This is a genomic window from Chitinophagaceae bacterium (assembly GCA_007695095.1).
In the GTDB taxonomy this organism is placed as follows: Bacteria; Bacteroidota; Bacteroidia; order Chitinophagales; family REEL01; genus REEL01.
Genome location: REEL01000073.1, coordinates 1 through 23,968, shown reverse-complemented (window position 1 = coordinate 23,968; position 23,968 = coordinate 1). Strand labels below are relative to the sequence as shown.

The 23,968-nt window shown below is 34.2% G+C and carries 22 protein-coding genes and 1 pseudogene; 8 read left to right on the top strand and 15 right to left on the bottom strand.

Annotated elements, in window-relative coordinates:
• Positions 1–81: 81 nt before the first annotated feature.
• Positions 82–825: a hypothetical protein gene (locus EA412_03255; protein TVR81361.1), complete on the top strand. Its 744-nt coding sequence runs from the start codon at positions 82–84 to the stop codon at positions 823–825.
• A 17-nt stretch (positions 826–842) separates the two neighbouring features.
• Here EA412_03255 and EA412_03250 read toward each other — a convergent pair whose 3' ends face one another.
• Both EA412_03250 and EA412_03245 read right to left on the bottom strand, forming a co-directional pair.
• A complete protein-coding gene (locus EA412_03250; GenBank protein ID TVR81360.1) occupies positions 843–3,098 on the bottom strand; it encodes a penicillin-binding protein in 2,256 nt (751 codons plus the stop codon).
• 6 nt (positions 3,099–3,104) lie between these two features.
• Positions 3,105–5,888, bottom strand: a complete 2,784-nt coding sequence (locus tag EA412_03245) for a hypothetical protein (GenBank protein ID TVR81359.1) — start codon at positions 5,886–5,888, stop codon at positions 3,105–3,107.
• Between the two features lie 230 nt (positions 5,889–6,118).
• On the opposite strand from EA412_03245, the gene EA412_03240 reads away from it, so the two are divergent.
• From EA412_03240 to EA412_03215, 6 genes are all read left to right on the top strand, one after another.
• Positions 6,119–7,009: a M23 family metallopeptidase gene (locus EA412_03240; GenBank protein ID TVR81358.1), complete on the top strand. Its 891-nt coding sequence runs from the start codon at positions 6,119–6,121 to the stop codon at positions 7,007–7,009.
• 11 nt (positions 7,010–7,020) lie between these two features.
• Positions 7,021–7,440, top strand: a complete 420-nt coding sequence (locus EA412_03235; protein TVR81357.1) for a polymer-forming cytoskeletal protein — start codon at positions 7,021–7,023, stop codon at positions 7,438–7,440.
• Positions 7,358–7,624, top strand: a complete 267-nt coding sequence (locus tag EA412_03230; protein TVR81356.1) for an AtpZ/AtpI family protein — start codon at positions 7,358–7,360, stop codon at positions 7,622–7,624. The genes EA412_03235 and EA412_03230 overlap by 83 nt, the downstream gene beginning before the upstream one ends.
• Positions 7,625–7,634: 10 nt before the next feature.
• Positions 7,635–8,027, top strand: coding sequence for a hypothetical protein (locus EA412_03225; GenBank protein TVR81355.1), 393 nt, complete (start codon positions 7,635–7,637; stop codon positions 8,025–8,027).
• A 116-nt stretch (positions 8,028–8,143) separates the two neighbouring features.
• Positions 8,144–8,572 (top strand): DUF1573 domain-containing protein, encoded by a 429-nt coding sequence (locus EA412_03220; protein ID TVR81354.1) that lies wholly within the window; start codon positions 8,144–8,146, stop codon positions 8,570–8,572.
• 72 nt (positions 8,573–8,644) lie between these two features.
• Positions 8,645–9,844: a pyridoxal phosphate-dependent aminotransferase gene (locus EA412_03215; protein TVR81353.1), complete on the top strand. Its 1,200-nt coding sequence runs from the start codon at positions 8,645–8,647 to the stop codon at positions 9,842–9,844.
• Between the two features lie 3 nt (positions 9,845–9,847).
• Here EA412_03215 and EA412_03210 read toward each other — a convergent pair whose 3' ends face one another.
• Genes EA412_03210 through EA412_03195 form a run of 4 tightly spaced genes read right to left on the bottom strand, consistent with a single transcriptional unit; the run spans position 9,848 to position 16,035 of the window.
• Positions 9,848–10,918 (bottom strand): ABC transporter ATP-binding protein, encoded by a 1,071-nt coding sequence (locus tag EA412_03210; protein ID TVR81352.1) that lies wholly within the window; start codon positions 10,916–10,918, stop codon positions 9,848–9,850.
• Between the two features lie 24 nt (positions 10,919–10,942).
• Positions 10,943–12,643, bottom strand: a complete 1,701-nt coding sequence (locus EA412_03205) for an iron ABC transporter permease (protein TVR81351.1) — start codon at positions 12,641–12,643, stop codon at positions 10,943–10,945.
• Positions 12,603–13,613 carry an extracellular solute-binding protein gene (locus tag EA412_03200; GenBank protein ID TVR81350.1) on the bottom strand — a complete coding sequence of 337 codons (1,011 nt, stop codon included), beginning with the start codon at positions 13,611–13,613 and terminating at the stop codon, positions 12,603–12,605. The genes EA412_03205 and EA412_03200 overlap by 41 nt, the downstream gene beginning before the upstream one ends.
• Before the next feature lie 19 nt (positions 13,614–13,632).
• Complete coding sequence (locus tag EA412_03195) at positions 13,633–16,035, bottom strand: TonB-dependent receptor (protein TVR81349.1); 2,403 nt, start codon at positions 16,033–16,035, stop codon at positions 13,633–13,635.
• Between the two features lie 269 nt (positions 16,036–16,304).
• On the opposite strand from EA412_03195, the gene EA412_03190 reads away from it, so the two are divergent.
• Positions 16,305–16,706: a hypothetical protein gene (locus EA412_03190; GenBank protein TVR81348.1), complete on the top strand. Its 402-nt coding sequence runs from the start codon at positions 16,305–16,307 to the stop codon at positions 16,704–16,706.
• Between the two features lie 125 nt (positions 16,707–16,831).
• Here EA412_03190 and EA412_03185 read toward each other — a convergent pair whose 3' ends face one another.
• The 9 genes and pseudogenes from EA412_03185 to EA412_03145 form a co-directional block, all read right to left on the bottom strand.
• Entirely contained in the window at positions 16,832–17,230 is a 399-nt protein-coding gene (locus EA412_03185; protein TVR81347.1) for a hypothetical protein, read from the bottom strand.
• A 229-nt stretch (positions 17,231–17,459) separates the two neighbouring features.
• Positions 17,460–17,567, bottom strand: a pseudogene (locus EA412_03180) (phosphoribosyl-AMP cyclohydrolase).
• A gap of 411 nt (positions 17,568–17,978) precedes the next feature.
• Positions 17,979–18,329, bottom strand: a complete 351-nt coding sequence (locus tag EA412_03175; GenBank protein TVR81346.1) for a hypothetical protein — start codon at positions 18,327–18,329, stop codon at positions 17,979–17,981.
• Positions 18,329–18,676: a hypothetical protein gene (locus EA412_03170; protein ID TVR81345.1), complete on the bottom strand. Its 348-nt coding sequence runs from the start codon at positions 18,674–18,676 to the stop codon at positions 18,329–18,331. The genes EA412_03175 and EA412_03170 overlap by 1 nt, the downstream gene beginning before the upstream one ends.
• A gap of 358 nt (positions 18,677–19,034) precedes the next feature.
• Entirely contained in the window at positions 19,035–20,645 is a 1,611-nt protein-coding gene (locus tag EA412_03165) for a T9SS C-terminal target domain-containing protein (protein ID TVR81344.1), read from the bottom strand.
• Positions 20,646–20,873: 228 nt separating this feature from the next.
• Positions 20,874–21,059, bottom strand: coding sequence for a hypothetical protein (locus tag EA412_03160; protein ID TVR81343.1), 186 nt, complete (start codon positions 21,057–21,059; stop codon positions 20,874–20,876).
• Between the two features lie 110 nt (positions 21,060–21,169).
• Complete coding sequence (locus EA412_03155) at positions 21,170–21,874, bottom strand: DUF3291 domain-containing protein (protein TVR81342.1); 705 nt, start codon at positions 21,872–21,874, stop codon at positions 21,170–21,172.
• 46 nt (positions 21,875–21,920) lie between these two features.
• The gene (locus tag EA412_03150) at positions 21,921–22,853 is read right to left on the bottom strand and encodes a class I SAM-dependent methyltransferase (protein TVR81341.1); all 933 of its coding nucleotides are present in this window, start codon (positions 22,851–22,853) and stop codon (positions 21,921–21,923) included.
• Between the two features lie 354 nt (positions 22,854–23,207).
• On the bottom strand, positions 23,208–23,968 hold a 761-nt coding region (locus EA412_03145; protein TVR81340.1), incomplete at its 5' end, for a hypothetical protein.

Sequence of the window (23,968 nt, the reverse complement as noted above, 5' to 3'; positions counted from 1 at the left end):
CAGTACAATTAGTAATAGAAGGTTAGGTATTTTACCTAACCTTTTATTATTTTAGGGATTCGTTTTAAAAACATAAGAATTATGAACAAGAAAATAGCAATTGCATTATTAAGTTTTATACTTATTGGGGTTTTTGATCTTAATGCCCAAAGAAGGGGAGGAGCTTCTGATGAAGAGATAAAATCAACAGTGAAGTCTACTTATTTCGATATTTATGCCGGGGTATATGAAAATTCAATAAAGATTAATGATTTAGGAACCGCAATAAATGCAGTTCAAACTATGCTGGCAGTGAAGCCTGAGGAAACTCACTTAAAGGATACATTGGCACTATTGTATTTTAACACCGGTATGTATTATCAGGCTATGATAGTTAGTGATGAAATACTTCAAAAAGATGCAAAAAAAGTAGAAATGCTGGAAGTAAGGGCTATATCAAAACAAAGTTTGGGTCAGATAAGAGAGGCTCTAAGCGATTATGAAACACTTTACCGTGAGACTTCGGATGTTTATTATAAGTATCAGGTAGCTACTTTACAATACTCATTAGGAAGATTTGGTGAGGCTACTTCTAATATTGATAAATTATTATCAAGAGAAGAGATTGCAGATAGAAAATTAAACATTACGGCAACCCAAAATCAGGTACAGGAAGTTCCTATGCGTGCAGCATTGTTAAACATGCTTGGAGTTATTGCTTTAGAGGTAAATCAACCTGAATCTGCCTTGAATAATTTTAAACAAGCATTGGAGTTACATCCCAGTTTTATCTTGGCGTCTAATAATTTGAAAATGGTAGAAGAGTATTTAAAAGAGAATAAATAAGAAAAGTATTGCTTTAGTTATTCAAACTCATCTCCCATAAAGCCACCACCCGATCTTCTATCTCTGGAAGATGGGTCTACCCTATATTTTGAGCAGTCAGTTTCGATTGTTAACGGCCTGGTTGGGGCCTCAAATTTTGCATCTTTATCAACCATTAACTCTTCTTCTTCATATACTTTTTGAAAGAATTTGGCCCAAATAGGTAATGCCATGTTCGCCCCTTGCCCTAATGCAATACTTCTAAATCGCATAAATCTGTCACTTCCACCAACCCATGTTCCTGCTATTAATTCAGGAGTTATTCCGATGAACCAACCATCTGAATTATTTTGGGTTGTTCCAGTTTTTCCACCTATTTCGTTTGTTAATCCATATCTGAATCTTAATCGCATTCCGGTTCCTGTATTAACTGTATTTTTTAACATTTCTGTCATAATATAGGCTGTTTCCTCGCTCATGACTTCCACAGTTTCTGTAGGAAATTCGGCAATTACCGTTCCATTTCTGTCTTCGATTCTCTTTATAAAAATAGGTTTGGTATGCATCCCTTTATTGGCATAAGAAGTATAAGCGCCTAACATTTCTATTAGAGAAATGTCTGTTGAACCTAAAGCAATGGATGGGTAGGGTTCTATCGGACTGGTAATGCCCATTTTTCTAACTAAATTAATTACTGCCTGTGGTCCGATTTCTTTCATTAAATAAGCAGAACAAGTATTTTTAGATTCAGCCAGACATCTGTATAAATTATATTTATCTCCCGTATATCTTCCATCCGAATTCGTTGGAGTCCAATTATTAAATTCTTCAAAAGTAACCGGAACATCAAATATTTCAAAACAAGGTGACCAACCATTACTCACAGCTAAAGTGTAGAGAAATGGCTTAAAAGTAGAACCTATTTGTCTTTTTGTATTTACGTTGACATGGTCATACTGAAAATAATTATAATCAATTCCACCTACCCAGGCTTTTACATGACCATTTTTAGGGTCCATAGCCATAAAACCGGTTTGCAAAAACATTCTATGGTAGCGAATGGAATCAACCGGAGACATTACAGTATCAATTGGTCCGTCATAGCTAAAAACCTTCATAGGGATTTTTTCATTCATGACAGTATTGATTTCTTCCTGGCTTTTTCCGTCAGCTATCATATTTATATGTCTTTCAGTTCTGCGCACAATTCTACTTAATTCATCTTCCCGATTGGTCCAGACATTTCTATTTTTCCAATGATTAAAAAAATCATTTTGAAGTTCTTTCATATGCTCTCTTACCGACTCTTCCGCTAAAGTCTGCATTCTTGAATCTAAGGTTGTATATATCTTCAAGCCATCCCGGTACAAATTATAAGAGGTGCCGTCAATTTTTGGGTTTTGATTCAGCCAATTTTGAAGTTCCAGTCTTAATATCTCTCTGAAATATGGAGCCAATCCTTCTGTATGACTTGTTCTTCTAAAATTTAATTCAATTGGAACGTTCACTAAAGAGTCACTTTCTTCTTTTGTAATGTAGTTATATTTTTCCATCTGACGGATAACAACATTTCTTCGGGTTTTTGATCTTTCAGGAAATAATCTTGGGTTGAACCTGTATGGCGCCTGAAGCATTCCAACTAAGACTGCTGCTTCTTCTACATTCAGGGAATCTGTAGGTTTGCTAAAGTAGGTTTGAGTGGCAGACCATATACCAAAAGCATTATCGCTGAACTCTACTGTATTTAAATACATACTTAGAATCTCATCCTTTGTATAGTATTTTTCTAAACGTGTAGCAATAATCCACTCTTTTAACTTCCTGATTCCAAATTTAAACTTGCTGTCCAATTGTTCTCTTGGGAATAAATTTTTAGCTAACTGCTGTGAGATAGTACTGCCTCCTCCGGCCGGTTTACCTCGGATTAAACCCCATACTACTCTGGCCATGGCTCTGAAATCTACACCTGCATGATCGTAGAATCGTATATCTTCTGTTGCCAAAAGTGCATTTTTCAGATTTGGGGGTAAGTTTTCGTAGGTGGCTATAGTTCTGTTTTGACTGTAGTAGCTTCCTAAAATTACACCATCATCAGAATATACATTTGAAGCTAAAAAGCTTTGTGGGTTTTCCAACTCTTCAAAAGTTGGTAGCTTTCCAAAATAGTCATTTGCAATCAAAGACATAAAGATGTAAACACCGGCAAAGATTCCCACCAATGCTGACCAAAAGATAATACTTGCTGCAATTATAAACCGTTTACTTAAAAGACGTTTACTCTTATTTTTAGACAATTTGTATTACTTTAAATATGTAGCTTGAAAAAAGTCAATGTAATTTTCAAAGTTACGCTCTTTCATGACAGTTTTTAAATTACTATCGGAAATAACGTAAAATGAAAGTTTATCTGTATCAAGTTCAGTAAAAATCGATGATTTTTTATTTACTAATTTGTTGTAATACTCCATAGCTCTCTGGCTGTTTGGGAAGCTTTTTACAATCATCATAGTACCTGCTTCACCTAATATTAATGGAGTGATTTGTAAAGTAATCAAACTGAATTCTTTATCATTATATGCAGCAAGAGGATTTATAATTTTGCGTGACGGTAAATTCTTTTGGTCGTTTACAATTATAACATTATGCTCATCAGCCAGATTTAATTGAAACTTTGACAATAGTTCTGCTAATTCTTTATCAACATCACTTAAACCGGGTTTAATTTCAGTTACTTCTTCTTTGCTTGCTATAAATGAAAGTATATCGTCAGCTTTAGTATATTGTTCTGTGTTTGGGAAATTCGTTTTCACTTCTTCGAGAGCAATTATGAACTTATCCAAGCTATCTGTTTTACCAATTGCCAGAGCTGTTAATAAGGAAAATTTAGCTTTAATCGGGTGATTACTTATTAAAGTATCTATTTGAGGTTTTGTTTCAATAACATGTTTAAAGTCATAGTTGTGATACGCATTATAAGCAGATGTATAAAGCTGTTCTGCTATGGCTATATTGTCTTTATTTTCTTTTTCAAAATCCGGATTTAGAATTGATTGTGCATACCTTGAATCCGGGAATTGGTTTAAAACAATATCTTTATTTCTGTCACTTGACTCTCTGTTGCCTGTTTGACTATATAAGAAGTACAAGTTATAATAAACTTCAGCAGCATAAGTGTTTGAAGGAAAACGCTGATTCAGCCTTTCAAAGGTTTCTATCGATTTAGGATTATTCAAAAGTTCTTTTCTGTAAAGATTAGCTTTTGTGTAAAGAGCTTCAATTACTTTATTTTCACTTTCAATTAAGGCTTCATTTGATAAAGGTAAACCCTCCAGGTATTGATTGACCAGATTTGTTACTTCATCCGTATCTTCATCCATATCAAATGTTGCAAACAGTTCTTCATCTGTTAACTCATCTTCTTCCATGTCAAAATCTTCTGAACTCGACTTATCAGCTCTTCTCCAATTATCTTCTCTGCTTCTGTTGCCCCATTTTGCAACAAAGTCATTAAATCCGGCAGATTTTGCAGCTTGATTGTAAAAATACCAGCCACTGCCACGATCCTGAGTATCTCTTTGTTGATTTCCTCTTCTTTGAATATCAGTATCGGTGCTAAAGAAATCCTGAGCACTAGCTTCTTCTGAACTTTCTCTTTTTGACTTTTCTTCTTCGGCTATTTTATTTTCAGCCTTTTCAATTAAAAGTCTCATACGACTTTCATCATCCAGACTAGCTAAGTAAATAAGGCTGTCTTGTTCATTAATAATATCTATCTGATCTACTAAGTCTTTTAATTTAGTACTTAAAACAGAAACTTTGTCATAATTTTCATCTTCCTCAGATAGTGAGGTCAAAGCTTGTTCATAATTAGGCTGCGCTTTTATGTAATTTTCTTTTTCGTAATAAATATCTGCCTTTTTCAAAAAGGTTTTTGCTCTTTGAACAGTGTTTCCCTGATTGGCCTCTGCCGACAAGCTTAAGTACTCAAGTGCTTTATTCGTATTATTTCTGTTTAGCTCTAAATTTGCTAATGCATAGTAAATCTGATCTTTAAATTCCTCATTTCTACTTTCCCTTAACATATTTGTTAAAAGATTTTCAGCTTCTCTCGGAGACATAATACCATCTTGAGAAGCTATTCTGGCTATTCCCATATTGGCATTAAACTCAAATTGATAAGTTGGCCTCATCGTGAGAATATCCTGATAAATTTGAATTGAATTTGAGGGTTGGTTATTTCTTTCATAAAGTTGGGCTAAAATAAAACTGGGACGTATCCTGTTTTTATTTCTGTTTATGTACTCAAGGTGCTCTTCCAACGCTCCAATTGCTGCCTCATAGTTTCCGGTCTGTATATAAAAATCAGCTTTTGCTTTTGCATACTCTTTCCTCATTCTGTTGGGGAAGTGCTGATTTGAATTAATGAGCGTAATAACGGTATTTGCTTTTTGGAATTCACCTTTTGCTGCATAAGTGTTGACCATCCAAACCATGGCTTCCCATTTAGCTGCATGATGCCTGAAATTATCCCAGAAACTATCTTCTCTTATGTCTTCTTCAACATTTTGTCTTTCAGCCACTTGCTGTTCTTCCAGCTGCGCTCTGCTGGCAGGTCTTCTGGAACGCCTTCCGCTTTGCCGACCGGAGGATTGGCGGGAAGATGCGGCTTGCTTATTTTCATCCTTAAAATTGGTAACGATATATTGAAAAGTTTCAAGTGAAGCTTTGAACTCCCCTTTCATATAATATGATTTGCCAATTAACAAATAGTGATCGTCGGTCCATTTTGAACTTTCCCGTAATTGAATTGCTCTGGAACTTCTTTTAATAACATCATCAAATGTACTGCTGTAAGTAGAAGCAGCTTCTAAATTTCTTTCAGGATAAAGTAATAATATCTCATTAAAATTATCCTGATTGGATTGTGCTATATTTTCGAAGGCCTGCTCTATATTAAGGCTGGCATTAAAATAGGTGTTGTATCTGGATGTAGTATCAATGTATGCTCTTCCTAAAAAGGAATTACTGTTACATGAGTAAATCAGAGTAATAATAAAAAAGCTAAGGATAGTTCGTATCAGCATTTTGGTCGTATTCTTATACAGTGTAATTCTACCTACACTAACCTGTTTTTTGCAAAAATATTTTAAAAAAATGAAAATACTGTTAATTTCTGATAAATAGTATTCATATCATCCTTATATCGATTTTTATCTTTAAAAGTTACTCACGAAAAATACAAAAACTTATAGTAATTTTGTGAGTAAGTTAGTTCCTCAACAATAAATAGACCTTCAAAACATTAAATACTTGAATGCAGGAAGAAGAAAAGAAAAAATCGGGTAATTTTTTTAAAAATCTGAAGAATCGATATCGTTTAGTAATTTTAAATGATAGCAATTTTGAGGAGAGGTTTTCATTTAAATTAACCAAATTAAATTTATATACCGGCATAAGCTCTATTTTACTTATACTGATTTTCGTAATAATTTCTGTGATTGTATTTACGCCTGTAAAGCAATACATTCCCGGCTATGGTGACCTGGGGATGCGTGCTCAATTAATAGATTTAAACATAAAAACAGATTCATTGGAAATGGTTGTTGCTCAAAGGGAAGCCTGGATAGATAATATAAAGTATATTTTAAGAGGAGAAATAGAAACAGAATTTCCGGATACATCAGAAGAAAGCCTGGCCGCTGATTTTTATTATGATACCATCCGTTTGGATAAAATTTCACCTGAAGAGGCTCTTCTCAGGCAAGCTGTAGAGCAGGAAATGCAAACTTCTATTTTTTATGAAGGTACTAATCAGCCAGGGAGCTTTTCTTATCTCGAAAAGAATTTTATGACACCTATGAGAGGTTTAGTTACAGCAGAATTTGATCCGGGTAAAGGTCATTATGGAATCGATGTGGTTGCCGAATCAAATTCACCGGTAAAGGCTATTTATGACGGTGTAGTTGTATTTGCAGAATGGACTTTAGAAACAGGCTATGTGATCGCAGTGCAACACAGTGATAATTTACTCTCCTTTTACAAGCATAATTCTGTTTTATTAAAAAAAGTTGGTAGTTTTGTTAAAACGGGAGACGTAATAGCTGTTTTTGGTGATAGTGGTGAATATTCTTCAGGGCCGCATCTTCATTTTGAATTATGGCAAAATGGAGTTGCCGTTAATCCTCGTGATTATATAATCTTTTAAAACAATCAATGATGTTTGGAAATAAAAATGAAAAAAATTCTACGAACAACCCTACGGGTAGCAATGTAAATATTTTTGGACAAGGTACTTCTATTGAAGGAGAAATTAAATCTGACGGAGATATTAGAATCGACGGACATGTTAAAGGAAGTGTTATTTCTAAAGCAAAAATTGTCGTTGGTAAAACCGGGATAATTGATGGAGAGGTTTATTGTAGTAATGCTGACATTTCCGGAGAAGTGAAAGGAGTGCTGGTTGTTCGGGAGCTTTTATACATTAAGAACTCAGGCAAAATTGATGGTGAAATTAAAACATCAAAATTAGTAGTTGAATCCGGCGCTAAGTTCAATGGACAATGCTCTATGTCTGAAAAAGAAATCACTAATGCCCAGCAAAAAGCCTCAAAATCCATTCAAAAAGAAGCAGTTTAAAGATTATTTAAAGTATTCTGCTATGGGCTTCCAAATGGCTGCAACCGTTATTTTAGGATTATTGATAGGGGTTAAGTTAGATGAATGGTTAGAGACTTCACGTCCTTATGCTACTTTAATTTCAGTTTTAGTATTTGTATTTATTGCTTTATACATACCACTCAAGGAATTTTTAAAAAAATAACACTTTTAAAATGGCCACAAATAAGATATTTTTATATCCGGTAGTAATGTTCGTTTTTTGGCTTTTGATAAATTATGGATGGTATACCTGGGCACCGGTAAATCCACATGCAGGATTTTTCTTAGGTAGTAATATTTTTTTCTTTATTCTTACATTAATTGCTTTCCTGTTAGCCAAAATCTCTGTAAACAGTAAAAATAAAACATTGTTTTTAAATGTTTTTATGGGTATTATGACGGTAAAATTTTTAACGAGTCTGATGCTGGTTGGTTTTTATTTAATGGTCTTTAGTCCCGAAGACTTTTGGTTTTTAGTTCCTTTTTTTGCCCTCTTTTCCACCTATAAAGCAATGGAAATTTCAGTATTATTGATGTTAAATAAACAATCGGAAAATACAACTTAAAACTTTTTTTCAGTTTGCAAACTTTTTATTCTTATGTTACGTTAAAGTATCTGCACACTAAATAAAAATAATTGCATTTCTAATTTAAAATTATTAAATTTGTTAAAAATTAAGCCATGAAAAAAGTTACACTTACATTATTCTTAGGCATTTTTTCATTAATAACTGTTTTTGCACAATCAACTGCGAAAATTGAGTTTAATGAAGAAGTTCATGAGTTTGGAGAAATCCCTGAAGGCCCTAAAGCTACACACGAATTTCACTTTACAAACACAGGAAATTCTCCCCTTATTTTAACTAACGTAAGAACATCTTGTGGTTGTACATCACCCTTTTGGCCAAGAGAGCCTATTGCCCCGGGTGAATCAAGCAAAATTTCTGTAGAGTATAATACTCAAAACAGAGTTGGACCTTTTAACAGAAGCGTTACCATTACTTCGAACGCAGACACGCCAAGTAAGCAATTGTTTATCAAAGGAACTGTAGTTAAAGAAGGAAGTTCTTCAGGAATGCCAACAAGACAACGCTCAATTGTAGATCAATAGACTTTTATTAAAAAATTAATTAGCAAACTTCACAATTCCCACTGAATTGTGAAGTTTTTTTATTTTTGCAAAATGCCTAGAATAAGTAACAGAGGGCTTAGTATGCCCGCTTCCCCAATTAGAAAGTTAGTGCCCTCTGCAGAATCGGCCAGAAAGAGAGGCGTCCATATTTATCAATTGAATATCGGACAACCGGATATAGAAACACCCTCAGTGATGATGGAAGCTGTTCGAAATATTGATATGAAAGTACTGGAATACAGCCATTCTGCCGGAATAGAGTCTTACAGACATAAACTGGTAAAATACTACAGCAAACATAAAATAGATCTTTCTATTGAAGATTTAATAGTGACAACCGGTGGTTCTGAAGCTTTGTTTTTCGGACTTTTTTCATGCCTTGATGCAGGAGATGAAGTTATTATTCCGGAACCTTTTTATGCTAATTATAATGGATTTGCAACAGCAGGCAATATAAAAGTTGTTCCGGTTACCTCATCAATTAAAAATGGATTTAAGTTACCGAAGATTGAGCAATTTGAAGCTTTGATAACTGAAAAGACCAAAGCTATTATGATATGCAATCCCAATAATCCTACCGGGTACTTATATTCAAAAGAAGAGTTGGAAGTTCTTAAGCATATCGTTTTGAAGCATGATTTATTTTTATTTGCCGATGAGGTTTACAGAGAATTTTGCTACGATGACAGAAAGCATACCTCTATATTGAATTTGTCGGGAATAGAGGAAAATGTGGTAGTGGTAGACTCTATTTCTAAGCGTTACAGTGCTTGCGGTGCCAGAATTGGCGCTTTAATTTCAAAGAACAAGTTGGTTATGCAAACAGCTTTAAAGTTCGCTCAGGCAAGATTAAGTCCGCCAACCATAGAACAGATTTTAGCAGAAGCCGGACTTGAAGTTCCGGATACCTATTTTGATGAGGTTAATGCTGAATATACGAAGAGAAGAGACGTAGTTGTCGAAGCGCTGAATAATATAGACGGAGTAACTTGTCCGGTTCCAGGCGGAGCATTCTATACCACTTTGGAACTGCCTGTTGACGATACAGATAATTTTTGTCAGTGGTTATTGGAATCGTTTTCCTATAATAATGAAACGGTTATGCTGGCTCCGGCTTCCGGCTTTTACGCAACTCCCGGACTTGGCAAAAAAGAAGTTCGTTTGGCGTATGTATTAGAAACAAATTCTTTACTAAAAGCAGTTAAATGCCTGGAAGAAGGCTTAAAAGAGTATCCCGGAAGAACTATTTAATTTTTAACAAATATTTTCAACCGGTATAATATTTTCTTTGTCTGCGGAAATATATACTTCATTTGGAATTTCTGAAGGCATATCATTTTTTACATGTACTTTTAACTGAAAACTACTGCCGTTTTTAAGCTTTATGGCAACCAGAACTTCCCTGTATTCTCCCATGAAACTTACTTTTCTAACCGTAGCCTTTACGCCCTCAGAGTTTAATTTTGATAAATTAAGACATTCGGGGCGCACCGAAAGCATTACTTCATTATCAGAAGTTGGGCTAATCTGACTTCCATTGATTTTAAAATTACCTATCGGACTTTCGTACATGCCATTTAAAACTTTTGCCGGGATGATATTTGTTTTGCCTAAAAAATTAGCTACATAACAATTACAAGGTTTTTTATAAATACACTCTGGAGTGTCAATCTGGTGTAATAAACCATTTTTCAATATTGCAACTCTGTCAGAAATAGCAAGGGCATCCTGATTGTCATGAGTTACTAATATTGCTGTGGTTCCGGTTTGCTTAATGATTTTTTGTATTTCCTCACGCATTTTTATTCGCAAAGGAGTGTCCAGATTACTGAAAGGTTCATCTAAAAGTATTAGAGAGGGGTTTGTAGCCAAAGCTCTGGCTAAAGAAACTCTTTGTTGTTGCCCGCCGGATAGCTCATGAGGATACCTTTTTTCATATCCGCACAAACCGGTCATTACTAACATTCGATTTACGACTTCATTTCGTACTTCTTTCGACTTCTTTGTTAGTCCAAATGAGATATTGTCTTTTACCGTAAGGTGTGGGAATAATGAGTAATGCTGAAAAACTATGCCGATACCTCTTTTTTCAGGAGGCATGAAATAGTCATCGTCTGAGATGACTTCATCTCTTAAAATTATCTTTCCACTGTCCGGCTTCTCAAGCCCGGCAATCATTCTGATTAAAGTAGTTTTTCCGGAGCCACTTTCTCCTAACAAAGCAAGTAGCTCACCATCTTTAACCGTTAAATTCAAATCATGAATTGCCGAAATATCAGCATTAGTAAACTTTTTACAAAGATTTAGAATTTTTAAAATTTCCATATAGTGTTATAACGCTTAAACTGCTTATTTAAGTTTAGCAAAAATACGATTTAGTATTAAAATGGGCACAATACCGGTTATAATTATAACCAAAGCTGCCGGTGCACTTTGTGCAATTTGTTCATCACTGGCTAATTCAAAAGCTTTAATGGCCAATGTGTCAAAATTAAAAGGCCTTAAAATCAAAGTTAAAGGTAACTCTTTTATAATGTCAACAAAAGCTAAAATGCCGGCAGCAATAATGCTTTTCTTTAATAAAGGTAAATTAACTTTATACAATGTTTGAAAAGGACTATAGCCTAAACTTCTGGAAGTCTCATCCAAGACTCTGGGAATTTTTTCAAAACCGGAATCCAAACTGTTAAAACTTACAGCTAAAAATCTGACTACATAGCCATATACCAAAATGCCAATGCTGCCGGTTAATATCAATTGGTTAAAATCAGAATTAAAGAATTGCACAAAACCTATAAGTTGCCTGTCAATAGCTACTGCAGGCACTAATATTCCCATTGCAATAACTGCCCCGGGTATAGCATAGCCTACCGTAGCCAGTCGAATAATTATTTTTTGAATAAATGAGTTTTCAATTCTTTGCAAATACGCAAGAGCAATTCCAATTAAAATACAAATTCCTGCAGCCGTAAAGGCTAATACGAAACTGTTTTGAATAAGTATCAAAAAATTCATGTTTAAAACATCTGCATACGTTAAGCTGGCCCAATATAGCAATTGAACTACCGGTAGCAGGAATCCCAGTAAAAAAGGAAGCCCGCATACCAGAACAGCTATAAATGCACTGAACCCTTTTAAATGCTGTTTCGTAGCAATTGTAGAAGTATTGTCTTGTGTTTCAAAGCGGGCACTTCCTCTTTGTCTGCGTTCCAGATAGAGAATAGCAACTACTATAAACAAAAGCCATGCTGCTATTTTCAATGCGGCTCTGGTATCACCGAAAGAAGACCAGGATGTAAATATACCTATGGTAAAGGTGTTTATACCTAAATATTTCACCGTACCATAATCGTTTAGCAATTCCATTAATACCAAACTGACTCCCGCTACAATTGCCGGCCGGGCCATAGGAACGGCTAATCTGAAAAAGCTTTGAAAATTGCTCAAACCCAATGAAGAGGCAACTTCAGTATAGCTGGTATATTGAACAGAAAAATAAGCTCTGGTAACTACATAAACATATGGATATAATACTATGCTCAGTATGAATATGCCTCCGGACATGCTTTTTACTTCAGGAAGCAGGCTAATCGTATTTTGATGGCCTAAGTAATTATTGAGAAAGAAGTAAACCGGACCTGTAATATCAAACATACCGGAATAAGTGTAAGCAGCAATATATCCCGGAATTGCAAGTGGCAAAATTAATAACCACTCAAAGTGTTTTACAAACGGGAAATTATAGGTGCTGACCAACCAGGCTGTTGACACACCAATGATAGTTACAAAAACTGCAGTGAAAATCATCAATATAAAAGTTTCTGTCACATAGTGCCAAAATAGATTTTCAAGGATGAAATTCCAGGTTTCCCCACCGGGTATAAATAAGTAAGAAATTATAAAAATTATAGGAATACAAATAGCCGTACTAAGTAATACGGCTATTGATTTGCTTTTACTCCATCTTTCAGAATTAATGGAAAGCAGTTTTTTAAATATTGATTTTAATTTAGTTCCAACCATTTTTATATAAAAGCCTGTTTGCTTCATTTTGCAATTCAGCTAAATTACTCAAATGAAGAGTATCTCTTCTAAATGGCTCCCATTTTTTTAAAAATCCTTTTAATTCTATGTTGTTAGCTGCGGGGTATTCAAAATTTTCGAGCATATAAATATCCTGTGCATCTTGTTCTAACATATAGGTAAGCATTTGATAAGCATGGTCTTTATTTTTGGAGTTTTTTAATATAGCTGCTCCTGAAAAATTCAAATGGGTACCTGTGCTCAATTGGTTTGGAAACAATATTTCAAGGCTTTCTGCCACCCTCTGTTCTTCTGGATTAGCAGAATTGTGCATTTTAGCCAAATAATAGGAGTTTACAATGGCAATATCACCTATTCCTGCGGCTACTCCTTTAATCTGATCCGTATCGTTACCTCTTGGAGTTCGTGCCATATTCTCAACAATTCCTTTAATCCATTCCTCTGCTTTATCAGTACCATGGTGATAAATAATAGATGCAGCTAAAGATTGATTGTATGGATTTTCGGCAGAACGTACTAAGATTTTTCCCTTATATTCCGGTTTTGCCAAGTCCAGATAGCTTTCATTCCCCTCAAACTGAACATTTACAGGGTTATATACTATGACTCTTGTTCTGGTAGTTATTGCCAGCCAATTTTTATCAGGGCTTATTAAATTTTTATCAAGCTTACCTTCCCAAACGGAGCCGGGAATTTCAGCTAACATATTCTTTGAAGCAGCCTGTGTTAATCTGCCGGCATCAGCCGTAATCAGTATGTCAGCCGGAGAATGTTCTCCTTCAATTTCAATTCTTCGAATCAGCTGATCTGCATCTGCTTTTAAGACATTTACTTTAATACCGCTCCTTTCTTCAAATTGCCTGAATACCTTATCATCTATTTCATAATGTCTGCTGATATAAATGTTTAGAGAGTCTCCTGAATCCTGACATGACCAAAGCAAGCTAATTGAAAAAAAGATTAAAAGATATCTCATAAAATATAGTTTCTTTAAATTAAAAGTTGAAATTTATTCCGGCAGTTATAAACCTTGGCAGACCAACTCTTATACCTTGTGGCCTTCTGGTAGAAATGTATCTTTCATCTGTAATGTTTTTAACACTAAGACTAAAAGTAGTATTCCATGGTTCAACTTTATAGCCTGTAGAGGCATTCAATACTAAATGTGAAGGAATCAAACCTACTCTGCCATTTGCCGAAGCTTCAACAGTATTGAGAGGGTCTGCAAACTGCTCGCCGGTATAGTTTGCCTGTAAATATAAATACCAACCAAATGGGGATGTGATGTTTAGTGCATTGTATAAAAGTATCTCCGGAGAGTAAGGTGTTTTGTTATTCTTAATATTGACTCCGTCCGTACCTACAAATCGATCTTCATTATAATAAGCATTTACATAAGTGAAGCTTGATCTCAATAAGAAAGACCAATTTGTATTGGCTAAAATACCCGGATCTACGGAAAACCCAAACTCAGCGCCTAAGTGACGGGTGCTTCCTCCATTGATTAATCCTGCTCCTGCGCCACCGGCAAACTCAGCTACCGGAATGATTTGGTTGTTGAAGTCCATAAAGAAACCGGTTACTTCAAAACTAAGTCCGTTTAAAGGAGTGCTTCTAATACCCAATTCATAGTTCCAGCTGTCTTCTGCATCAAGCTGATAGGCTTCGCCATCAGAAGAAATAGCATCTTTAATTCTGGGAGGGGCAAAACCTCTGTGGACTCCGCCATAAAGAGAAGCTAATCGCGTAAATCTATAACTAAAACCGGCTCCCGGTATTAAGCTTGTAGTGGAACTACCGGCTAAAATAGTAGTATCTGTAAAGTTTGTTCTTAATATATCTCTTTCATATTCATAATTCTCAAGTCTTAAACCGGCAGTAAAACTAAGCTTAGAATTAACGATAATTCTATTTTGAGCATAAGCACTTAACGCATATCCGGTTCTGATTTCATCATCTCTTAAATCTCCTGAACGAACGTCACCCATAGGGCCGTTAATTCTCTGTTCAAAAGCTCTTTCATATAAAAAACGCATTCCGGTTTCCAATTCGTTTCCAAGACTACCTAATCTGTAATTTACGCTTAGGCGTGGCTCAATACCTGCCACTTCAAATTGTCTGTTTCTGTTTCCGGTTCTGTCTCTCAAATAAATTGCCCCATTTGCAACAGAGGTATCACCCCATATAACTCCTGTCATGTCTGCAACAGGTGTATATGAATAATCTTGCCTAAGCCAGTTTCTGGTTGTAGTATATCCGAAAGCAGTTGTCCTTAATCGGATATTTTTATTGAATTTTATCTGATGAGTTGCACTTAGAGAATATCTTCTGACTTCAAGTTCATCATTTGGAGCTAACACAACATTATCATAATCTCCTGACTCATACATACTGGTTGTCATGCCTACATAAGTAGAGTTAGAAACCTCATCATATACACCAATTTTCAGACCTAAAGATGATTTTTCGGAAATATCCATTCTAAATTTAGTGTTTAGGTCGTTGATTCTGTAACTGGTGATTCCAACAGCATCAGCCTGTTTTCTTAAATAGTTTATTGAAACACCACTATTCCCAAAGCTATTTCCGTATTGAAGCATACCGGTGAAAAATCCACCTTCTCCACCTGTTAGCTTAACAGTACCTTCAGATTCAGCCGGTGGATCGGCAGTAATGTAGTTAATAACTCCACCTACAGTTTGCGGGCCAAAAAGAATAGAACCGCTTCCTTTAATAATTTCTACACCTTCCATTCTCTCAATGGCCGGTGTATAATACATTTCAGGTTCTCCATATGGTTTCAATGCTACCGGAATGCCATCTTCCATAATCAAAACGCTTCGGCTTCTGCCCGGATCCAGACCCCTTATACCAATGTTAACTCTTAATCCTACGCCTTCCTCATCTACCACATTTACTCCGGGTGTATTTCTAAAAACTTCATTGCCGGAAACCGGAGAAATTCTTTCAATTTGCATTTTATCAATAACAGAAACAGAACCGGGAACTCTGTCAAAAAGTCCGTGTCTGTTGCCCAAAACAACTATTTGCGGCATATCATACATTGATTCTAAAAGAATAATATTCAGATCTTTCGTGCTTTCTTCATTAACCGGAACATCTATTGCCTTTTTTTGATAACCGAGTACCTGTACTATAAGCTTATAGTTTCCTTCCGGTATGTTTCTTAAAATAAAGTTTCCGTCTAAATCTGTGACGGTAGAATAAACTGTACCTTCCAATGTAACGAAGGCATTTCCAATAGCTTCGGTTTCATTATTTACTATATTACCTCTTAAGTGATGTCTTGAAGTGTTTTCTGCAAATAATTGCATTGTTATAGCAGATAAAGTAATGAGGACCATAGATGCAAAGAATCTCATAAATATTTTGTTCATTTATTATAAAATTAAGTTTAAGTAATTATTTAGAACGATTCTAAATAGTGCCCCAAAATTATTGCTTATTTTTAATTCTGCAAATTTATTTAGAATAATTCTAAATAAAAAACTTGTTGCTCATTAAAATCACTTAAAAATGAAAAAATATAATAGATTGACTTAATTAGCGTTTCGTTGTTTGTGAAATCATAGGTATTTAAAAATCATTTTTAAAGGTTGATTTTATAAATTTTATTACTTTTGTACTTAATCCAAATTAAAAAAATATGAAAAAGCAAGTATTAACTATTTTAACAGGCGGCCTCTTGATAGGCGCTACAATGACAAGTTGCGGTACTGATTGTACTTCAGAGGTAAACGAAGTAAGAGCAGAATGTGATGAAAGAGTTGCTGATGCAGTAGAAGCTGTGCACGCAGAATGGGATGAGCTATATAATGAATTATATGCTGACTATGAAGCAGCTGTAGCTCAACTTGAAGCTAAAGGAGCTTCAGCACCTGCACCAAGATCAACGCCACCCCCACCACCAAAAGAAGAGCCTAAAACTCCTACTGACACAGACAGAGGTGGAGCAACAGGTACTGATGGTGACCAAAGAGAAAGAGGTGGAGCTACCGGAACCGGTGAAGAAGACCAGAGAAGAAGAGGTGGAGCAACTCCTCAGTAAAAATTAGTTCAAATTTTTAAAAAGGGTGTCTGTATATTTACAGACACCCTTTTTAATTTGCAGATTATTCAATTTATTGGTTTAAATGATTGAAGTTTTAACGGGTAAGTATTCCTGCTTTTATTTTAAGTTTTGTTTATTGAAAGAGTAAGCAAGAAAAAACTTTCCTTCAATGCTACCACACTATGCGTAATATTTTCTTGTAATGCTATCATTTGCCCTTTTTCAAGGATAAGCTTTTGCTTTCCGCTGATAAAATGTATTTTGCCTTCTAAAACTTGTACGCTAATTACACCATTTGCTTTGTGTGGTTTTAGTTCTGCATTTTCATGCAGTCCGATTATTACTATGCGAAGTGTATCTGATTTAAAAATCGTTACAGCATTGTGATCACTTTCTTTCCATGTAGCTTCGTTTTTTATTTGATCAATGAAATTTTGTAAGTTCATTTCTACCAGCGGGGCATTTAACAGCCGATTCCCTTCCGGTCTTTTTGAGGTTGCATCATTAGATTTGTTTTCCATAATATTTTGTTTTATTTATTTTGAAGTTTATGTGTAATGAAATATTTCACTCTCTTTTCTAATCTTAATTTATGTGAAAGAGAATGATACAATAGTGATTTTCCTAAACAGATGACCTATGAGTGTAAATATACTTATTGCAAAGCTTCAAGGTATGAATTGCTATATCCCTAAGTTAATAAAAATAATAATACTTTCAAAAGATTATATCGTCAAAGCCTATACTAATTTAATTAGCCTGAGAAGAGTATGCTATGGCAGATTTATGCACGATAATTTTTAATTTACCGTCTTTCCCTTTTTTAAAAATCCAGGTTTTATCTACCATTACTTCATTTGCAGGAGGTTCGGCTTTCTTTAAATAGGTTGTTTTAGCCAATCCATTGTTCAATCTTTTGTTGAATTTCAGTATACTTGTCAGCGCTTGGCTTATGTTTGCTGCCTTTTAAAATATGAATATCTGCTATGCTTTGGAAAATTGATTTGGCTCTTTCTACTGCGGCGTCACCCTGAAAAAAACATCATTATCAATCACTATTAAGAATACAGGTTTAGTAAAATGCTTAATTTTATTTTTTTTTCAACAGCACCGGTCTCCTAAAATCAATATTTTTTTAAGCGGATTATAAATTAGTTTTCTTCCGGCACAAATGCTTTGATAAATGTCTTTAGGTCTTATTCTTTTTTTGTAATTATAAACTTTATAAGAGGAATTGTTAGTTTCTTCATAGAAGCAACAAATGATCCTTTAACTTTGTATTAGCTTCATAGACTCAAAAAAAATATAGGAATTAAGTGCAAGAAAAAATAAAGCAGGTAAGAAGGATAAAAAATCGTCTTTAACTCTAAGTCTCGCTAATATTCCGAAAAACATTAGTAAAGCCAGTCCTCCGGAAGATAAGAGTAAAATAGAGTTAAACATTAAACCAACCAGTAAACCTAAAGCACCCAGAATCTCTAAAATTGCAGTAAGTGCACCTAATCTCTTCAGGCCAAAGCGGGCAAATTCAGCTTTCATTTTTGGAGAGGTAAAATAAGTAATACCGTAAGCTAAAAAAGAGAAGCTTGAAAGTAGAATCAATAATTCCCGAAAAAGCATTAAGGAATTAAATTGAGGGAGATAGCAGCAATAAGGAGGCATAGAATAAAAAGAAATAATGAAGGTATACGCTTCAGCCAGGGGTTACTAACTTTGAAATGAAAATATTGTGCTCCAAGCATAAGTAAAGCCATCAAAAGGGCCGGAATAAGAACCAAAGAAGGATACCATATTCCTGCTACCAGTAATGTTGCCAATACTATTTTCATTGAGCCAACCATTGTGCGTGTCAAATCACTCAAGCCATATTCATTAAATTCTTTTACAATATTGTCGTAACGAAAAACCCATACAATAAGAATTGAAACAGCAACGATGACTTGCATAATTATAGATAGAATTTCCATTTTGTTTTTTTATTAATTCTTACTCATTTGGCTTTTCAGTTACGCCTCGTTTTTTAAAGTGGTTGCTGATCTCCACTATTCTTTTTTTGATTTGATAGTAAAAAAAAGTAAAATTTTATACTTGTATTTTTCAATCTGTATCAAATACTATTAACTAATTAAAAGTAGGCAAAAATTTATACTTAATCATCCCTTTTAAAGGATATTAAAATGTAGTTGAATTAATTTCATATTACTGATTGGTGGTTTTATTTATGTGAACTGATTCAAAGCTATTGTAAATAATATTTATAAACACATTGATTTGCCTTTAATTGATTGTCAGAAAATCTAAGTTACTTGTTTAGTAAATGACCGATTAGTTATTTACAAATAATTTTTGGCTGATTATTTCACTATCGGTTGTGATTTGTATGTAGTAAATACCATTTTCTAAAATTTGAAAGTTCTCCGACATTAATTCTTGTATATTTTTATTTAGAATTAGTTGGCCAAGTGAATTGAAAATATTTATTTGCTTGGCTGCAGGCGGTGTTATGACTGTAAAAGTATGATTTGTAGGGTTGGGGAATAGTAAAAAACTATTATTTGTTTTTGTATCTATTGATTGAATTCCTGTGAAATTAGATAAAGCTCTAAAAGCATTAATCCTCCCATGTCCGTAATACTGATCCCATCCGGGTATATCTTCATTTGGGTCACCAATGAGGTCTTCAGCAGTTGTTTCAATAATTGATTTAATTTCTGCGGGCTTCAGAGATGGATTCTGTGCCAGTAATAGGGATGCAAGACCGGCTACCAATGGAGCTGCTTGTGAAGTCCCTCCCCAGTAGGAGTCATAGTTTGTGTTTGATTGATAATCTAGGCCATAAATATAATTTCCGGGAGCAACAACAGAAATATGACTACCGTAATTGCTTCCACTTACCGGACTCCAAAAAAAAGGGTTAGATCTTGTGTCATCTGAATTTGTCGAACCAACTGCAATTACTCCATTAAAACCTGCGGGATAAAAAACCGTGTTTGAGTTTGTATTCATCATACATGCCACAACAACAACATCATTATCCAGAGCATAGTTAACGGCATTTTCAAGTGTTACAGAAGTACTTGTCCCTCCAATTGACATATTGATTACCCTTGCACCATTATCTACTGCATAATAAATAGCTTCAGCCCACCATGAATAATAGCCCTGATTGTTAGCGGCTAATCCTTTTAATATCATAAGCTTGCAATTCCAGTCAACACCGGCGTACCCAATTGAATTGTTTCCATTTGCTCCTATAATACCGGTAACATTGGTTCCATGTCCGTGATCATCAGTTGGATCATTGCTATCATTTACAAAATTCCACCCATTTATATCATTTATAAACCCATTGCTGTCATTATCTATTCCATTATCGGGTATTTCATTATGATTTATCCATATTCTACCTTCAAATTCAGGGTGAAGTAAATCTGTTCCGGTATCTATTATAGCCACAATAATATTAGAGTCCCCTTGCTCTATGTTCCAGGCTTTTTCCATATCAATATCTGCTCCCGCTGTAGAAGGGGATAGAGAAAATGTTCCATCATTTCTTAACCCCCATTGTCTATAGAATAATGAATCGTTCGGACTAAAACCGGGCTTGCCACCTCCCGAACCTATATGGTCAGGTTCTGCATATTTAACCTCATTCGTATTGTAATATGCATCTATAACTTCTTTGATATTTGTACCTTCCGGAAATTTGATTACATAAATCAATTGATTACTATTAATCCCCGCATAAATTTTTTTTACACTAACAGCATTGTATTCCCGATTTATTAAATCAACCTTTTCTCCAATGATTTTATCAGCTCCACTATTCTCATTTTTTAATTTTAAAATAACCTGGTCAGTTTCAAGGAAATTTTGAGCGGATAATATATAACAGCTTAAAATTAATATAGCAAAAGCAACAAGTGTTTGTTTCATCTTTGTTATAAGATTAAATTTATAAATTTTTTCACAGCAGTAATCTATTAATATATTTTTTACCTAATGTAAATATATTGAGATAAAATTACTTAAGTAAATTTAGTATAAATTTTTAAACAGAAAAGAAATACAAGTTATGAATTATTTTTCTTTAATTCTTTAAGTGCTAAGAAAAAGCCAAGACTAAAAAGCAAGGTTATGATTCCGGCAAAATAGGGTATTAACTCAATCATTTTTTGAATTTTTAATAAGTTTTAAATAAATTCCAAATGCTAATATTGTGGGAACCCATAGCCCAATAAAAATACCGTCTTCTTTTTCTCCTTGAAAATAGAGTATTTCGGCAAATATTAACGACAAAAATGCTGCAGCAAATAGGAGCTTGTCAGTAATCGTAAACTTCTTAAACATTTTTATTATTTTTAATTGATTGTAAAAGTAGAGCTTACTTAACAACTATTTAGTTATTTAAGTTTTTAGAATTGGTCTATTTTATTGACTAATGATTATTTTCTTATTTTTTACTGCAATAAACTCTCTACATTTTTATCATTCCAGATTCCTTCAAACTTATAAGGTATAAAACGTGCAAACATTTCTTCTTTATACCAATTGAGCTTCCTGGTTAGTCGCATAACCTCTTTGTGTTTCTGATTATTGTAAGCGAAGTCCAACATTTCAGCTTGTGTCTGCCAAATGCTTATAGTAGCTTGTTGGATTAATGGCCACTCACCTACACCAATAGAAAATACTACTCCATCATAATTTTCTAAGCTTTTACTAACCTTACCTACTTTGCTCCAAAAGGACCACAATTTTGTGAATTTAATACTTGCCCTTGTTAACACCAAAACCGGTTTGTCTGACGGGACTTTACTGTTTTTTTCAAATGGCTGATAACCATCCCAACTACCATGTGATTCAGCAGAGTTTAGATAAACAGTAAAGTTTTCACAACTTCTTTTTTGATAAGACTTAAAAAAAATATTTTCTTTTAAAAAAAGCTTAGCGCTCTCTTCAGAAACCCAAACACAAATAAGCACATAGGTACCAAAGTTTGGTATTGCACTAAAACCGTTTTTGGCACCTGAACCCAGTAATTTAAAAAAAGTTAAACCCCTAACGTTTCTTAATGCACCGATACCTAATTGCATTTGTTTAAAAGCCCACCATTTATTTGATATACTCTCAACCTTAAAAAAGCTACAGGTAGTTATTTGATTCATTAATAGAAAAGGATTAGATGAGTACTATTGTTTTAAAAATAGATACTTATTTTTTTTCAATGACTATAAGTTGTATGCCCATTGGAAAAACTTTTTCAAAAAGGAAAAACGGAAAGCTTATTACTTTTAAGAATACCAGTGGCCAAAACTCTTTTTCCATAGAGGCAGACCAATTTATTTTTTTCTCTTCCATTTTACCAAGCCACCAAAGCGTAAAGGCATCCAATGTGCCATACCTTAAATGCTTGCTTATTTTCCATTTATCATCAGTAAACAAGGCTTGGAAACCTTTTTTGGAAAAAAGTGAGAGATGCCTTGGACTATGCCAGCCCTGCCAATAAGTTTTTTGCCATTTAGCACTGATACTCATATAATCAGGCACTTCAATAACTAATTTACCCCCCGGCTTTAGGCAATTATACAGTTTGTTGACAGTTTCCGGTAAGTTATAATCGTGTTCGAGATAATGCCAAAGTGTGATTATGTCAAACAAGCGGCCGGTCTCGAATTGAGCAAATGTAGTTTTTAACAGCTCAATATTTTCATATGAATCATTTTTCCAACCATTATCAGAGAAATCAATGCCTGTACATTCAGCGTTTAATCTGCGCTGTACCAAGTCCAAAAAACTTGGTTTCCCGCAACCCACATCAAGTATGCTGAATTCTTTATTACTTCTTTTTAGATTGGCTATAAAATCAACTCTTCTCGAATCTAATTTTCTTTGGCTGCCCTCTACAAATGAGCTAAACTTACCCCAGGCAGCAGAACCTTGATAGGGCAAATAATGATCTGTGTAATAATTGCCTAACTCTTTTTCTTCCACTCTATTTGTCAGAAAAACGGATTCACAAGATCCACACTTATTAAATGTGTAGCATTCTTCATTTGGCTTATGCATCAATGCATGGGTAGAAATATAATACGAATGATTGACACTTTTACAAACAGGACAAAAGATTGACTTAGATTGATTCATAAATTTGCAGTAAGTTGAAAAAGAAAGAATGCTGTGAAATTAATTTTTATGAAAAGGTACTAATCTCGTATATAAGCTCAATTCGTGTCGATTTGTTCACAACTGCCATGTGGAGGTATATATCGATTCACCTTAATAAATCAAAGCTATGAAATATTTACAGATATTTATTTTGGCTATTGAAGGCTTTGATTTTGTATTAAATAAAACTATAAGCTTACTAAATTTTTAGCAAAATCATTTATTGATTTATCCTGTTTATATAGGGTTTAAATATGACTTTTGCCTAATTAATCATTTGACTGATATAGATAACAAGAGTGAATTGTTATCTATTTTTAAAATTTCCAGAAGCTATGTACCGCAAAAAGTTTGATATTCATTTTCAAAATCCGGGTTTGGGGTATCTAAATAACTATGAAACTCATCTTTAAAACTGTAAGGTGATTTCAAAATATTCATGAATGTATTAAAATCACTATAATCCCCGTTACAAGCATTATTTAAGACTTTCTCAACTTTATGATTTCTTGGGATAAAAATCGGGTTGTAGTTTTTCATAATGTTTTTTGCAGTTTCTATGCCATTAGAGTTTTGATTAATTCTTTTTTCCCATTTTTTAAGCCACTCTTTCATCAAGGGGTTGTTACTTAAAGGTTTAAATAAGATTTCAATTTCCTGTGAAAAAGCTGCAAATGTATTTGTGTAGTCCAGATTCAATTTTTGCATTAAATCTAAAAGTTCATTTACCAAAAATCGATCGTCTTTTGTTTTATTTTCTATACCAATTTTGTTTAGCATAATAGTATAAAAATAATCATCCCGGAGTGTGTCAAACTTATCTAAAGTTTGCTGTGCCAATAATATTGCATTTTCTTGATTGGTATCAATTAACGGAAGCAATGTTTGAGCTAATTTAATCAGATTCCATTTTAAAATTTTGGATTGATTACCAAATGAATATCTACCATTGACATCAATAGAACTAAAAACTGTTTCCGGATGATAAGAATTTAAGAAAGCGCAAGGTCCATAATCAAAGGTTTCACCACTTATTGAGACATTGTCCGTATTCATAACACCATGAATAAATCCAACTCGCATCCAATTTACTA

What these genes read in the sequence shown, in the direction of transcription:
- EA412_03255 (TVR81361.1), top strand. Translation starts at nt 82, where the DNA reads ATGAACAAGAAAATAGCAATTGCATTATTAAGTTTTATACTTATTGGG.
- EA412_03245 (TVR81359.1), bottom strand. Translation starts at nt 5,888, where the DNA reads ATGCTGATACGAACTATCCTTAGCTTTTTTATTATTACTCTGATTTAC.
- EA412_03240 (TVR81358.1), top strand. Translation starts at nt 6,119, where the DNA reads ATGCAGGAAGAAGAAAAGAAAAAATCGGGTAATTTTTTTAAAAATCTG.
- EA412_03235 (TVR81357.1), top strand. Translation starts at nt 7,021, where the DNA reads ATGTTTGGAAATAAAAATGAAAAAAATTCTACGAACAACCCTACGGGT.
- EA412_03230 (TVR81356.1), top strand. Translation starts at nt 7,358, where the DNA reads ATGGACAATGCTCTATGTCTGAAAAAGAAATCACTAATGCCCAGCAAA.
- EA412_03225 (TVR81355.1), top strand. Translation starts at nt 7,635, where the DNA reads ATGGCCACAAATAAGATATTTTTATATCCGGTAGTAATGTTCGTTTTT.
- EA412_03220 (TVR81354.1), top strand. Translation starts at nt 8,144, where the DNA reads ATGAAAAAAGTTACACTTACATTATTCTTAGGCATTTTTTCATTAATA.
- EA412_03215 (TVR81353.1), top strand. Translation starts at nt 8,645, where the DNA reads ATGCCTAGAATAAGTAACAGAGGGCTTAGTATGCCCGCTTCCCCAATT.
- EA412_03210 (TVR81352.1), bottom strand. Translation starts at nt 10,918, where the DNA reads ATGGAAATTTTAAAAATTCTAAATCTTTGTAAAAAGTTTACTAATGCT.
- EA412_03205 (TVR81351.1), bottom strand. Translation starts at nt 12,643, where the DNA reads ATGAAGCAAACAGGCTTTTATATAAAAATGGTTGGAACTAAATTAAAA.
- EA412_03200 (TVR81350.1), bottom strand. Translation starts at nt 13,613, where the DNA reads ATGAGATATCTTTTAATCTTTTTTTCAATTAGCTTGCTTTGGTCATGT.
- EA412_03195 (TVR81349.1), bottom strand. Translation starts at nt 16,035, where the DNA reads ATGAACAAAATATTTATGAGATTCTTTGCATCTATGGTCCTCATTACT.
- EA412_03190 (TVR81348.1), top strand. Translation starts at nt 16,305, where the DNA reads ATGAAAAAGCAAGTATTAACTATTTTAACAGGCGGCCTCTTGATAGGC.
- EA412_03185 (TVR81347.1), bottom strand. Translation starts at nt 17,230, where the DNA reads ATGGAAAACAAATCTAATGATGCAACCTCAAAAAGACCGGAAGGGAAT.
- EA412_03175 (TVR81346.1), bottom strand. Translation starts at nt 18,329, where the DNA reads ATGCTTTTTCGGGAATTATTGATTCTACTTTCAAGCTTCTCTTTTTTA.
- EA412_03170 (TVR81345.1), bottom strand. Translation starts at nt 18,676, where the DNA reads ATGGAAATTCTATCTATAATTATGCAAGTCATCGTTGCTGTTTCAATT.
- EA412_03165 (TVR81344.1), bottom strand. Translation starts at nt 20,645, where the DNA reads ATGAAACAAACACTTGTTGCTTTTGCTATATTAATTTTAAGCTGTTAT.
- EA412_03160 (TVR81343.1), bottom strand. Translation starts at nt 21,059, where the DNA reads ATGTTTAAGAAGTTTACGATTACTGACAAGCTCCTATTTGCTGCAGCA.
- EA412_03155 (TVR81342.1), bottom strand. Translation starts at nt 21,874, where the DNA reads ATGAATCAAATAACTACCTGTAGCTTTTTTAAGGTTGAGAGTATATCA.
- EA412_03150 (TVR81341.1), bottom strand. Translation starts at nt 22,853, where the DNA reads ATGAATCAATCTAAGTCAATCTTTTGTCCTGTTTGTAAAAGTGTCAAT.